Genomic DNA, 12,967 nt, shown 5'->3' on the forward strand with positions numbered 1-12,967 from the left:
AGCACCAAACAGTTGTTAGTTAGATATGCTGGAGAATTTCTGAATGCCCCACGAGCCCATGGCCCCTTTTCCACGACTGCTGTCTCCCCTGAAGGTCGGCGCGCACACCCTTGGCAACCGGACGCTGATGGGCTCGATGCACACACGCCTGGAGTCGCTGGACCGCTCCATCGACCGGCTCTCCCTGTTTTATGCCGAGCGGGCGCGCGGTGGCGTCGGCCTGATCGTCACGGGCGGCTATGCCCCTTGCCAGGATGGCCTGCTGGATGAAACGGGTCCCTTGCTCGTCACGCCGGAACAGGCCGATGCGCTCAAACCGATCCCACAGGCAGTGCATGCCGAAGGCGGCAAGATCATTCTGCAAATCCTGCACACCGGCCGCTACGCAAAAGTCGCCAGGCCGGTCGGCGCCTCCGACATCCCTTCTCCGATTAACCCGCGCGCGCCGCGTGCCTTGAGCACGGCCGAAGTCTGGCAAACGATTGAGGACTATGTGCGCTGCGCCGAGCTCGCCCAGCGCGCTGGCTTCGATGGCGTCGAGATCATGGGCTCGGAGGGTTACCTGCTCAACCAGTTCACCGTCACGCGCACCAACAACCGCAGCGACGAATTTGGCGGCAGCATGGAGAATCGCCATCGCCTGCCGGTAGAAATCGTGCAGCGCACACGCGAACGCCTGGGCCCAGAGTTTTTGCTGATGTTCCGGGTATCGGCGCTCGATCTGGTCGAAGGTGGCGCCCCGGCCGCTGAAATCATCCAGCTCGCGCAGGCGGTGCAGGCTGCTGGCGCCGACATCCTCAACACCGGCATCGGCTGGCACGAAGCACGCATCCCGACCATTGCCTACGTGGTGCCGCGCGCCGCCTGGCGCTTTGCGGCGGCCCGCATCAAAAAAGCGGTGACGATTCCCGTCATCGTCTCCAACCGCATCAACACGCCCGATCTGGCCGAAGAAATCCTGGCCAGTGGCGATGCCGACATGGTGTCGATGGCGCGCCCTTTCCTGGCCGATGCCGACTTCGTGCGCAAGGCGGCCGAGGGCCGCGCCAACGAGATCAACACCTGCATCGCCTGCAACCAGGCCTGTCTCGACTACATCTTCGCCGACCGGCCTGCCACCTGCCTGGTCAATCCACGCGCCGGGCGCGAACTGGAGTTTTCGCTCATGCCGCCACCGGCGGCGCGGCGCAAGGTGGCGGTGATCGGCGCCGGCGCGGCCGGGCTGGCCTGCGCACTGAGCGCTGCCGAGCGCGGCCACGCCGTCACCCTGTTCGAGGCCGGGCCCGAGATCGGCGGCCAGTTGAACCTGGCCCGTGCCGTGCCGGGCAAACAGGAGTTCAACGAGCTGCTGCGCTATTTCAAACAAGGCGTGGCGCGGCACGGCGTGACGCTCAAGCTGGACACACGGGCGGATGCCCCATCGCTCGCTGCCGGCCACTACGACCGCATCGTGGTCGCCACCGGCGTGCGCCCGCGCCTGCCGCAAATTCCGGGCATCCCCCACCCCAAGGTGGTGAGTTATGCCGACCTGCTGTCGGACCGGGTGCAAGCCGGCCATAAGGTGGCCGTGATCGGCGCCGGCGGCATCGGCTTCGACGTGGCGACGTTTCTGCTGCACGAATCCCCGGCCGATGCCGCCCGGCCGCAGACGGTCGCTCAGTTTCAGGCCGAATGGGGGGTCGACACCTCGCCCACAGCCGCAGGCGGCCTCAAACCGGCGCAGCCGGTCAGCGCAGCGCGCGAAGTCACTTTGCTGCAGCGCAAACTTGAGAAACCCGGCCGTACCTTGGGCATGAGCACCGGCTGGGCACTCAAGGCCGAACTGGCGCGGCGCGGCCTGCGCACGCTTTCGGGCTGCACCTACGAACGCATCGACGACACCGGTCTGCACCTGAGCGTCAACGGCGTGCCGCAAACATTGGTGGTGGACACCATCGTCCTGTGCGCCGGCCAGGACAGCGAGAACACGCTGGCTGCCGAATTGCGCGCGCTCGGCCTCGCACCCGAGATCATCGGCGGCGCCGATCTGGCCGCCGAACTCGACGCCCTGCGCGCCATTGACCAGGGCACACGCCTCGGTTTGGCCCTCTGACCCCACTGGAACACCCCCCATGGATTTCACCCCCAACCCGGAACACGAAACCATCCGCGAAGCCATCGGCAAAATCTGCGCCCGCTTCGACGACAGCTACTGGCTCGAACGCGACAAGGTTGGCGGCTTTCCGCACGAGCTGCACCGCGCCCTGGCTGACGGCGGCTGGCTCGGCATTTGCCTGCCGCAGGAGTATGGCGGCGGCGGACTGGGCATCAGTGAAGCCACCGTGATGATGCAGGCCATCTCGCAGTCGGGTGCCGGACTGTCGGGCGCATCGGCCGTGCACATGAACATTTTCGGCCTGCAGCCGGTCGCCGCGTTTGGCACCGAAGCGCAGAAATGCCGCATGCTGCCGCCACTGATCGCGGGCCGCGAAAAGGCCTGCTTCGCCGTCACCGAGCCCAACACCGGCCTGAACACCACCCGCTTGAAAACCCGCGCCGAACGGGTCGGCGACCACTATGTGCTGTCCGGCCAGAAGGTCTGGATCTCGACCGCCCAGGTGGCCGAAAAGATGCTGATTTTGGCGCGCACCACGCCAATTGAGGACTGCCAGAAACCGACCTTCGGCCTGAGTCTGTTCTACACCGACCTCGACCGCCGTTTTGTGCAGGTGCGCGAAATCGAGAAGATGGGGCGCAAAGCAGTCGACTCGAACGAACTCTTCATCGACGGCCTGCGGGTGCCGGTGGAGGACCGCATCGGCGACGAGGGCCGTGGCTTTGAGTACATCCTGCATGGCATGAACCCGGAGCGGGTGCTGATCGCTGGTGAAGCGATCGGCCTGGGCCGCAAGGCGCTGGAGGTGGCCGTCAAGTACGCCAGCGAGCGCGTGGTCTTTGACCGCCCCATTGGCAAGAACCAGGCCATCCAGCATCCGCTGGCGGAATCGTGGATGGAACTGGAGGCCGCCGAGATGATGGCGATGCGCGCGGCCTGGAAATACGACAACGGCCTGCCCTGCGGCGCCGATGCCAATGCCGCCAAGTACATGGCGGCCGAGGCCGGTTTCAACGCCTGCCAGCGCGCCATGGCCACGCTCGGCGGCTATGGCTACGCCAAGGAATACCACGTCGAGCGTTACCTGCGCGAAATGATGATCCCGCGCGTCGCGCCGATCAGCCCGCAACTCATCCTGTGTTTCATCGCCGAGAAGGTGCTGGGCCTGCCAAAATCCTATTGACACTCACGAACCCACGACCGATTTACTTCCCGCTGAGGCCAGCAATGCCCTCGTCAATACCCTCCTTTAACCCATGACAGCACCCACCCCATCATGACCACCACCCACGACAGCGAACGCGCTGAACAACTGACCCTGCTGCGCGAAAGCGCACTGAGTTTTGCCGCCAAAGCATCCCCACTCCATCGCGCCCGCGCCCTGCGTCAGCAAACGCCCGGCTTTGATCGCCAGTTCTGGGCCGCTCTGGCCGAGCAGGGCTGGACCGGGCTGCTGGTGTCCGAAAAAATGGGCGGCTACGAGCAAGGCTTCGCCGAGATGGCCGAGGTGGTCGCCGCCCTGGCCACCCAGGTCGCGCCCGAACCCGTGGTGCCGGTGCTGGTCTTCGCGGGCCGCCTGCTGGCCCATGCCGTCCCCTCAGACCTGGCCACGCGCCTGCTCACCGAGATGGCTGAAGGCCGCACCCTGCCCGCCGTGGCCTGGCAGGAAGACATCACCGGCGCCAAAGACCGGACGGATCAGGCGGCCACCCGGCTGGAACGCCAGGCCGACGCCCTGCTGTTGAATGGCAGCAAGCGCCATGTGCGCCCCGGCGCCGGCGCCGACGGCTACATCGTCAGCGCCACGGGGCCGGGAGGTCTGGCCCTGGTGTGGGTGCCCGCCGACACGGCCGACCTGACCGTGACCAGCCAGCCGCTGGCCGACGGCAGCTATGCCGCCCAGCTCGACTTCAACAACGTTCGCCTGCCCGCCAGCCACCTGCTGGCCGAAGGGCCCAATGCCGTCGCCGCCCTGACCCGCGCCTACGATGAAACCCTGGTATCGACCAGCGTCGAACTGCTGGCCCTGGTGCGCGGCATGCTGTCCATGACGCAGGACTACCTGCGCACGCGGGTCCAGTTCGGCAAGCCGATTGGCACTTTCCAGTCGCTGCAGCACCGCGCCGTCGACCTGCTGCTCCAGCAGGAGCTGACCGCCAGCATCGTGACCCAGGCCCTGGCCCTGCTCGACAGTCCGGACAGCGACGCCAGCGCGCGCTCGGCCATGGCCAGCCGCGTCAAGTCACGCGCCTCCGACGCCGGCTTGCAAGTGGCGCGCGAAGCGGTGCAACTGCACGGCGCCATTGGCGTCACCGATGAATACGACCTTGGCCTGTACCTGCAGCGCGCCCTGGTGCTGGCCGCCTGGCTGGGCAACGGCAGCCAGCAGCGCCGCCGCTACGCCGACCTCACCCAAAACGCCACCGAGCAGGAGCACGCATGAACACCACCGCCGCAACCACCACCGACTGGAATGCGCTCGATAACGCCAGCTTTCGCGCCACCGTGCGCGAATTTTTTGAGAAACACTTCCCCGGCGAATGGCGCTACCCGCAGCGGCGCCTGCGCTGGTCCGAAATCGGACCGTGGTACCTGAAGCTTTCGGAAAAAGGCTGGGTCGCGCCGAGCTGGCCCACGCAGTACGGCGGCATGGGACTCTCGCCCGAGAAACTCATCATCTTCATTGAAGAGCAGGAGCGCTGGGGTGTCGCGCGCGCGCCCGACATGGGCATCACCATGGTCGGCCCGCTGCTGATCAACCACGGCAACGAGGCGCAGCGCGCCTACTATCTGCCCAAGATCATTGCTGGTGAGCACATCTGGTGCCAGGGTTACTCCGAACCCAATTCGGGCTCCGACCTGGCCAGCCTGCGCACCGAAGCAGTGGTCGACGGCGACGACTTCATCGTCAACGGACAAAAGACCTGGACCACGCTGGCGCAGGACGCCACCCACATCTTCCTGCTGGTGCGCACCGACAAATCGGCCAAGAAGCAGGAGGGCATCAGCTTCCTGCTGGCCGACATGACAACGCCGGGCATCACGGTGCGCCCCATTCGCAACATCGCTGGCAGCGAGGACTTCTGCGAGGTCTTCCTGGAAAACGTGCGCGTGCCGCGCACCAGCATCGTGGGCGAGCTCAACAAGGGCTGGACCATCGCCAAGGCGCTGCTCGGCTTCGAGCGCATCTTCCTGGGCAGTCCCAAGCAAAGCCAGTACGCGCTGGCGCGCGTGCGGGAAGCGGGGCAGCGGCTCGGCCTGTTCGAAGACACCGGCTTCGTGGACCGCTACACCAAACTGGCGCTGGACGTGGCCGACCTGGGCGCGCTCTATGGCCGATTCATCGAGCAGGTCAAACGCGGCGAAACGCTCGGCCCCGATGTCTCCATGCTCAAGCTGTTCGCCACCGAAACCTATTCGCGCCTGGCCGACCTGCTGGTCGATGTCATGGGCTCGAGTGGCGGCACGCCCGGCTCCACCGCCCTGCCGGGCGGCAAGACCGATGCGCTGACCACCTTCTACAACGCGCGCCCGGCCACCATCTATGGCGGCAGCAACGAAGTGCAGCGCAACATCCTGGCGGCCAGCGTGCTGAAGCTGCCGTCATGAGCATCGGCCGCGACCAGCCCTTCGCCGGCCCCGGCCCGGACGCGCAGTTCGCGCAGGCGCTGGCGCAGGGCCGCTTTCAGATCCAGCGTTGCAGCGCCTGCGGCCAGCATGTGTTTTATCCGCGCGCGCTGTGCACCCATTGCGGCTCGGCCCAGCTCGACTGGGTTGAACCCAGCGGGATCGGCAGCGTCTATTCCAGCACCACGGTGCGCCGCAAGCCACAGGCCGGCGGCGACTACAACGTGGCGCTGGTGGACCTGGCCGAAGGGCCGCGGCTGATGTCGCGCATCGATGGCATTGCGCCCGACCAGGTGCACATCGGCATGCGCGTGCAGGCGCGCGTGATCGACGATCCTGCCAAGGGCAAGTTGCTGGTCTTCATCCCCGAGGGCGCCACACCATGAGCACCACCTCTGCCCTGCGCGGCGCGGCCGCCATCGTAGGCGCCAGCCTGGGCGGCGTGCCCATGGCCCCCGGTCGCAGCGCGCTCGAAATTTTGGGCGAAGCGGTGCACGGCGCGCTGGCCGATGCCGGCTTGAAGCTGTCCGATGTCGATGGCCTGTTCACCGGCTCGTCCTACCACTTCCTCGCAGGTTTATCGGTGGCCGAATATCTGGGCATCCATCCCAAGTTCTGCGAAGCCACGATGGTCGGCGGCTCGTCTTATGTGGGCCACCTGCTCACCGCCGCCATGGCGCTGCACACCGGCCAGTGCGAAGTGGCGCTCATTTGCTACGGCAGCAACCAGGGCTCGGGCTTCGGCAAGCTCAAGTCGATGGCCGAAACGCCCTTGTACGAGGCGCCCTACGAGCCGCGCTACCCGATCTCCAGCTACGCGCTGGCGGCAGCGCGCCACATGCACCAGTACGGCACCACGCGCGAGGACCTGGCCCACATCGCGGTGGCGGCGCGCCAATGGGCGCAGCTCAATCCGCTGGCCCATGCGCGCGATCCGCTCAGCATCGAACAGGTGCTGGCTTCGCGCCTGGTGAGCGACCCGCTGTCGGTGCTCGATTGCTGCCTGGTCACCGACGGCGGCGGCGCCCTGGTGCTGGTGCGCAGCGAGCGAGCGCGCGACTTCCCCAAGCCACCGGTCTATGTGCTGGGCGCGGCCGCTGCCACCTGGCACCGCCAGATCGGCTCCATGCCCGACCTGACGGTCACCGCCGCCGCCGAGTCCGGGCCGCGCGCCTTTGCCATGGCCGGTCTGGCACCGAAGGACGTGGACGTGCTGGAGTTGTACGACGCCTTCACCATCAACACGCTGCTGTTCCTCGAAGACCTGGGCTTTTGCGCCAAGGGCGAAGGCGGCGCTTTCGTGCGCAACGGGCGCATCGCGCCGGGTGGCGCGCTGCCGGTCAATACCAATGGCGGCGGCCTGTCGTGCTGCCACCCCGGCATGTATGGCATGTTCCTGCTGATCGAGGCGGTGCAGCAACTGCGCGGCGCGGCCGGGGCACGCCAGGTGGCCGGTGCGGAGGTGGCGTTGTGCCATGGCAACGGCGGCGTTCTTTCAAGCCAGGTGACGGCCCTGCTGGGCACGGCTGCCACAGTCTGATTTTTTTACATCAACGTCATTTCGTATGCGCCCACCTCATGTGCTAACGGATCAAGCAGCCTTTTTGCATCAAGACTTCGAAGGAGACGCGACGAACCAGAAATGAAAAAAATTATTGACGATCGCGATGGCCTGTGTCCTGACGCTCCTGTGTATTGCGCTGCCACAACAAAACAGTCGTTACCGACACCGGTCTGTGTGCCTGTCCCGGTTAACGATCGAGCACTTGTATTTCAATGAGCGACCGCTTCTGCGGCGCATAACTAAACTTAAAAAATGGCGACAATCATGAAAAGTATCAATCACGGCTACAACCCATTTGTAAAAACAGCGATCTGCATCGCATTGTCCGGCAGCATGCTCGCCATCGCGCCCGCCGCGCGAGCGGACGCGATTTCGGACTTGAAGGCACAGATTGATGCCTTGCAGAAGAAGTTCGACGAGTTGGCGGCAACACAAGCAGCGGCAGCGAAAGCGCCACCTGCACCCGCCAATGTCGTCACCGGTGGCGCGACCCCGGGCTCGTTCAAGCTGCCCGGCTCTGACACCTCGGTCACTTTTGGCGGCTACGTTAAAGGGGACGCCATTTTCAGTAGCAAAAGTGCTGGCACGAACAGCGTGGGCGATCAGGCATTGTTCCCGGGCTTGATCCCGCTTACCGGGGATAACGAGGAAAAACAGCTCACGCTCCACGCGCGGCAGTCCCGATTCAACATCAAGACCGACACGCCCACCGCCATGGGCGCCCTGTCCACGTTCCTGGAATTCGACCTGTTCGGCACGGATGGCAATGAATCCGCGAGCAACTCCCACAATCTGCGCCTGCGCCACGCCTTCGGCTCACTCGGCGGCCTGCTGGTCGGGCAGACCTGGAGCAACTTCATGGACCCCGGCGCCCTGCCGGAGACGCTTGACTTCGGCGGCCCCGTCGGCGAGATGTTTGTCCGGCAGGCGCAAATCCGTTGGACGCAGGCGTTTGCCGGCGGCAAGTGGTCAGTTTCGCTGGAAAATCCAGAGTCGATCGTGGCGCTACCCAGTGGCGTCGGCTTCCGCGCCGACGATGATCGCATTCCTGATATCACCGGAAAAATCGACTTTAACACCGCCAAGGGCCGCTATTCGATCACCGGTATGGCGCGCCAGATCCGGCTTGACTCGCCGGCTGCACCAGCGGCCACCACCCAAAAATGGGGTGGCGTGATCGGCCTCAACGGCGTCATCCCGACTACCGGAAAAGACGATTTCCGCTTTTCTGTGAACTACGGCAACGTGATCGGCCGGTACAGTGGGAACGGGACGGCCTTCCGCGACGGGATTCTCGACGCCAACAGCAACCTTGATCTGCCAAATCAATGGGGAGCGATTGCCTCGTATCGTCATTTCTGGACGAGCAACTTGCGCTCAACGGTTGCACTCTCGGGCTTGGGCGTGAGCAATCCGTCCACCGCTCACGGCAGCCTCTTCAAGAACGCTCAGTCGGCGCACCTGAACCTGATCTGGAGCCCGGTCGCAAAAACCGATCTGGGGATTGAATACATCCATGCGCGCCGTGAGATCCAAAGCGGTCAGTCGGGCAATCTGAATCGCCTGCAGGCGTCTGCGCAATACGCGTTCTGATCGGTGTTATCAATTTCGGGCGCGTGCTACACCGAACTTCTCGCGCTGTAGCACGCGCCTGAACTCTCCTCAATTGCAGGCTTATGTTTTTTTGAAATTTCGCAACTTTATGCTCAATTCGGAGAAATAGAGGCCTGCGCTTACGCCACCCTCAACGCATTCAGACCGGGGTTTCGAATCGAATCAGTTCGCTCTCCTCTGAAGAACGCGGGACATTACAAATCAACAACCAGGAGTCATTTCATGAACAAAGGCATCATGCTGCAAGACAAAGTAGCCGTAGTCACTGGCGCGGGCCGGGGTATCGGCCGCGACATCGCGCTGATGATGGCGGCGCAAGGCGCCAAGGTGGTGGTCAACGACATCGGCGCCTCGGTGGGCGGCGAAGGCAATGACGCCAGCCACGGCCAGCAAGTCGTCAACGAGATCAAGGCCACCGGCGGCCAGGCCGTGCTCAGCACCGACAGCGTGTCGACCTGGCCCACGGCCAATCGCATCATCGAGTGTGCCGTTGACACTTTCGGACAAATTGATGTCGTAGTCAACAACGCCGGCATCCTGCGCGACCGGCTGTTCTTCAACATGTCGCCCGAGGAGTGGAGCGCCGTCATCGACGTGCACCTGAACGGCAGCTTCTTCACCTCGCGCGCGGCCGCGCCGCACTTCAAAACGCAAAAATCAGGCGCTTATGTGCACATGACCTCGACATCGGGTCTGATCGGCAACCTGGGCCAGGCCAACTATGCTGCTGCCAAGCTGGGCGTCGTGGCCATGTCACGCCACATCGCTGGTGACATGCAGCGCTACAACGTGCGCTCCAACTGCATCTCGCCCTTTGCCTGGAGCCGCATGATCGGCGCGATCCCGACCGACACACCCGAGCAGCAGGCGCGCGTGGAAAAGCTGAAAAAACTCGGCACCGAGCAGATTGCGCCCATGGCCACTTTCCTGGCCAGCGATGCCGCGGCCGATGTCACGGCCCAGATCTTTGCCGTGCGCGGCAACGAGATCTTCCTCATGAGCCAATCGCGCCCGATCCGCGGCATGCACACTTCCGAGGGCTGGACGCCCGAGACCATCGCCGAGCGCGTGCTGCCCGCGATGAAGCAGAACTTCTATCCGCTGGAGAGCTCGAACATCGTGTTCTCCTGGGACCCGGTCTAAAGCGGCGCGACACCATGGCGATCAACTACGACCAACTGATGGCGTGGCCGTTCGAGGACGTGCGCCATCGCTACACGCAACGTGACACCATGTTGTATGCGCTGGGCGTCGGCCTGGGCGCCGACCCGACTGACGAGACCGAGCTGCGCTTCGTCTACGAAAAGAATTTGCTGGCGCTGCCCACGCTGCCCGTGGTGCTGGGCTACCCCGGCATGTGGCTCAAGGACCCGGCCACCGGCGTCGATTGGGTGCGGCTGGTGCATGGCGAACAGGGCCTGCGGCTGCACCGGCCGGTGCCACCCGAGGGTGAGGTGATCGGGCGCACGCGGGTGAGCCAGATCATCGACAAAGGGCCGGGCAAGGGTGCGCTGATCTACACCGAGCGCACGGTGCTGGATGCCGCCAGCGGCGAGTTGCTGGCCACGTTGACCTCGACCACCTTCTGCCGCGCCGACGGCGGCTTTGGCGGCCCGGCCGGTCCGGTCAAAACCGTGCATGAGCTGCCCGCGCGCGCGGCCGACCACAGTGTCGATTTCGCCACCCAGCCGCGCGCCGCGCTGATCTACCGGCTCTCGGGCGACTACAACCCCCTGCATGCCGAGCCTGCGGTGGCAAGCGCCGCCGGTTTCAAGCAGCCCATCCTGCACGGCCTGGCCACCTACGGCATCGCGGGCTGGGCCGTCGTCAAGCAGGTGTGCGGCGGCGACCCGGCCACCGTGCAATCGATTGACGTGCGCTTCTCGTCACCGGTTTATCCTGGCGAAACGATACGCACCGAGCTTTGGGTCGACGGCAAGGTCTTGTCGTTTCGCGCCCGCGCCGTCGAACGCGACATCGTCGTGCTGAACAACGGCCACGCCGAGCTGCGCTGACCGTCCATTGCCTTTCATTTTCATTTTCATTTTCATTTTCTATTTTTTCAAGGAGCCTCTCAATGAACTACGCTGACTTCCAATTCCTCAAATTCGACCACAAACCCAATGGCGTGCTGCTGATCACCATCAACCGCCCCGAGGTGATGAACGCCACCAATGCCCGCCTGCACTGGGAACTGACCAAGGTCTGGGGCGTTGTCAACGACGATCCCAAAACCAAGGTGGCGGTCATCACCGGCGCTGGCGACCAGGCCTTCTCGGCGGGCGGCGACCTGGAATGGGTGGCCAATATGGTCGGCAACCCCAAGGAAATTGCCAACACCATGACGGAGGCTTCGGACGTGGTCTACAACATGATGGCCTGTGACAAGCCCATCATCTCGGCCATCAACGGTGTAGCCGTCGGTGCCGGTCTGGCCGTCGCCTTCCTGGCCGACATCAGCATCATGGCCGAAGAGGCCAAAATTACTGACGGCCATGTCAAGATCGGTGTCGCCGCCGGCGACCACGCGGCGATCCTGTGGCCGCTGCTGTGCGGCATGGCCAAGGCCAAGTACTACCTGCTGACAGCCGATTTCGTCACCGGTAAGGAAGCCGAGCGCATCGGCCTGGTCAGCCTGTGCGTGCCGCGGGCCGAGCTGATGGACAAGGCGATGGCCGTGGCCAATAAGCTGGCCAACGGCAGCCAGCAGGCGATCCGCTTCACCAAGCGCTCGTTGAACGGCTGGATGAACATGGCGCGCCCGATCTTCGAGAGCTCACTGGCCATGGAAATGCTGTGCTTCCTGGGTGAAGATGCCAAGGAGGGCGTGGCCTCGGTGCGTGAAAAACGCGCACCCAAGTTTCCCTCCGCCCAACTGTAAAGAAAGGACCCCCCATGGATTTCAACCTGACCCAGGAACAGCGAATGATCTACGAGTACGGCGACCGTATCTCGAAGCAGTTCGACCACAACTACTGGCGCGGCTACGCTGAGAAGAACGAACGGCCGACCGAGCTGTACCAGCAGATCACCGACGACGGCTTTCTCGGCGTCATGGTGCCCGAGGCCTACGGCGGAGCGGGTCAGGGCATGACCGAGATGCTGCTGTTCATGGAGGGCCTGGCCAACAACGGCATTCCGCTGCTGAACCTGGTGGTCGGCCCGACCATGACCATGGGTCTGCTGGCCAAGCACGCCAGCGAGGACATGAAGCGCCGCTTTCTGCCAGGGGGCTGCACCGGCGAAATCAAGTTCTGCTTCGCCATCACCGAACCGAACGCCGGCTCCAATTCGATCGAGATCACCAGCATCGCCAAGTCCGACGGCAAGGGCGGCTTTCGGCTCAACGGCCAGAAGGTCTTCATCACCGATGCCAACTGTGCCGACTACGCCATGGTCGTCACCCGCACCACGGCGCGCGCCGACGTGAAGAAGAAAACCGAAGGCTTCACCATTTTCATGGTCGACATGAAGAAGAAGGGCATCAGCAAGACCCTGATTCCGATTGCCTTCCCGGTGCCCGAGACGCAGTGGCAGGTGTTCTTCGACGATGTGGAACTCACCGAAGCCGACGTGCTGGGCGAGGTCGGCAAGGGCTTCAACATTTTGTTTGACACGCTCAACCCCGAGCGCATCATCCTGTCGGGGCTGTGCACCGGCGTCGGCCGCTTCGCGCTCAAGCGCGCGGTGGACTACGCCAATGATCGCAAGGTGTTCAACAACACCCCCATCGGCGCCTACCAGGGCGTGCAGCATCCGCTGGCCATGGCGCGCAGCGAGATCGAGATGGCCTCGCTGATGGCGCTCAAGGCCGCCTGGGCTTTCGACCAGGGCCTGCCCGCCGGCGAATTTGCCAACATGGCCAAGTACGCCGCCGCCGAGGCCGGCATTCACGCCGTCGACAGCGCGATCCAGTGCTTCGGCGGCAACGGTTTCACCAAGGAATACGGCATCTACGACCTGTACGGCCTGGTGCGCCTGCTGCGCACCGCGCCACTGAACCGTGAAATGGTGCTCAACCACATCGCCGAGCACGTGATGGGCCTGCCGCGCTCGTACTAACAGCC

11 protein-coding genes are annotated in these 12,967 nt (G+C 64.3%); all 11 read left to right on the plus strand.

All coding sequences use genetic code 11. The features are described from left to right. Window positions 1-43 precede the first annotated feature (43 nt). The 11 genes from BPRO_RS26385 to BPRO_RS26435 all read left to right on the plus strand — a co-directional run bounded on the left by BPRO_RS26385 (window position 44) and on the right by BPRO_RS26435 (window position 12,962). Window positions 44-2,092, plus strand: a complete 2,049-nt coding sequence (locus BPRO_RS26385) for an NADPH-dependent 2,4-dienoyl-CoA reductase (RefSeq protein ID WP_011486112.1) — start codon at window positions 44-46, stop codon at window positions 2,090-2,092. Between the two features lie 19 nt (window positions 2,093-2,111). Beyond that, window positions 2,112-3,278, plus strand: coding sequence for an acyl-CoA dehydrogenase family protein (locus BPRO_RS26390; RefSeq protein ID WP_011486113.1), 1,167 nt, complete (start codon window positions 2,112-2,114; stop codon window positions 3,276-3,278). Window positions 3,279-3,371: 93 nt separating this feature from the next. After that, the gene (locus BPRO_RS26395; protein ID WP_011486114.1) at window positions 3,372-4,538 is read left to right on the plus strand and encodes an acyl-CoA dehydrogenase family protein; all 1,167 of its coding nucleotides are present in this window, start codon (window positions 3,372-3,374) and stop codon (window positions 4,536-4,538) included. Further along, on the plus strand, window positions 4,535-5,704 hold the full coding sequence (locus tag BPRO_RS26400; RefSeq protein WP_011486115.1) for an acyl-CoA dehydrogenase family protein: 1,170 nt from the start codon (window positions 4,535-4,537) through the stop codon (window positions 5,702-5,704). The genes BPRO_RS26395 and BPRO_RS26400 overlap by 4 nt, the downstream gene beginning before the upstream one ends. Next, on the plus strand, window positions 5,701-6,108 hold the full coding sequence (locus BPRO_RS26405) for a Zn-ribbon domain-containing OB-fold protein (RefSeq protein ID WP_011486116.1): 408 nt from the start codon (window positions 5,701-5,703) through the stop codon (window positions 6,106-6,108). Before BPRO_RS26400 ends, BPRO_RS26405 begins: the two co-directional genes overlap by 4 nt. Continuing rightward, on the plus strand, window positions 6,105-7,262 hold the full coding sequence (locus tag BPRO_RS26410) for a thiolase (protein WP_011486117.1): 1,158 nt from the start codon (window positions 6,105-6,107) through the stop codon (window positions 7,260-7,262). Before BPRO_RS26405 ends, BPRO_RS26410 begins: the two co-directional genes overlap by 4 nt. A 288-nt stretch (window positions 7,263-7,550) precedes the next feature. After that, window positions 7,551-8,879 (plus strand): DcaP family trimeric outer membrane transporter, encoded by a 1,329-nt coding sequence (locus BPRO_RS26415; RefSeq protein WP_049764329.1) that lies wholly within the window; start codon window positions 7,551-7,553, stop codon window positions 8,877-8,879. Window positions 8,880-9,122: 243 nt separating this feature from the next. Beyond that, the gene (locus BPRO_RS26420; protein WP_011486119.1) at window positions 9,123-10,043 is read left to right on the plus strand and encodes an SDR family oxidoreductase; all 921 of its coding nucleotides are present in this window, start codon (window positions 9,123-9,125) and stop codon (window positions 10,041-10,043) included. A 14-nt stretch (window positions 10,044-10,057) separates the two neighbouring features. Continuing rightward, a complete protein-coding gene (locus BPRO_RS26425; protein WP_011486120.1) occupies window positions 10,058-10,915 on the plus strand; it encodes a MaoC/PaaZ C-terminal domain-containing protein in 858 nt (285 codons plus the stop codon). 62 nt (window positions 10,916-10,977) lie between these two features. After that, the gene (locus BPRO_RS26430; RefSeq protein WP_011486121.1) at window positions 10,978-11,781 is read left to right on the plus strand and encodes an enoyl-CoA hydratase/isomerase family protein; all 804 of its coding nucleotides are present in this window, start codon (window positions 10,978-10,980) and stop codon (window positions 11,779-11,781) included. Window positions 11,782-11,795: 14 nt separating this feature from the next. Continuing rightward, on the plus strand, window positions 11,796-12,962 hold the full coding sequence (locus tag BPRO_RS26435; RefSeq protein WP_011486122.1) for an acyl-CoA dehydrogenase family protein: 1,167 nt from the start codon (window positions 11,796-11,798) through the stop codon (window positions 12,960-12,962). The last annotated feature ends 5 nt before the right edge of the window (window positions 12,963-12,967 follow it).

It is taken from the genome of Polaromonas sp. JS666 (genome assembly GCF_000013865.1).
Taxonomy (GTDB): domain Bacteria; phylum Pseudomonadota; class Gammaproteobacteria; order Burkholderiales; family Burkholderiaceae_C; genus Polaromonas.

Bases quoted from the DNA above. Each gene is read 5' to 3' on its own strand.
- BPRO_RS26385 (WP_011486112.1), top strand. From the start codon at position 44: ATGCCCCACGAGCCCATGGCCCCTTTTCCACGACTGCTGTCTCCCCTG.
- BPRO_RS26390 (WP_011486113.1), top strand. From the start codon at position 2,112: ATGGATTTCACCCCCAACCCGGAACACGAAACCATCCGCGAAGCCATC.
- BPRO_RS26435 (WP_011486122.1), top strand. From the start codon at position 11,796: ATGGATTTCAACCTGACCCAGGAACAGCGAATGATCTACGAGTACGGC.
- BPRO_RS26425 (WP_011486120.1), top strand. From the start codon at position 10,058: ATGGCGATCAACTACGACCAACTGATGGCGTGGCCGTTCGAGGACGTG.
- BPRO_RS26410 (WP_011486117.1), top strand. From the start codon at position 6,105: ATGAGCACCACCTCTGCCCTGCGCGGCGCGGCCGCCATCGTAGGCGCC.
- BPRO_RS26430 (WP_011486121.1), top strand. From the start codon at position 10,978: ATGAACTACGCTGACTTCCAATTCCTCAAATTCGACCACAAACCCAAT.
- BPRO_RS26420 (WP_011486119.1), top strand. From the start codon at position 9,123: ATGAACAAAGGCATCATGCTGCAAGACAAAGTAGCCGTAGTCACTGGC.
- BPRO_RS26415 (WP_049764329.1), top strand. From the start codon at position 7,551: ATGAAAAGTATCAATCACGGCTACAACCCATTTGTAAAAACAGCGATC.
- BPRO_RS26400 (WP_011486115.1), top strand. From the start codon at position 4,535: ATGAACACCACCGCCGCAACCACCACCGACTGGAATGCGCTCGATAAC.
- BPRO_RS26395 (WP_011486114.1), top strand. From the start codon at position 3,372: ATGACCACCACCCACGACAGCGAACGCGCTGAACAACTGACCCTGCTG.
- BPRO_RS26405 (WP_011486116.1), top strand. From the start codon at position 5,701: ATGAGCATCGGCCGCGACCAGCCCTTCGCCGGCCCCGGCCCGGACGCG.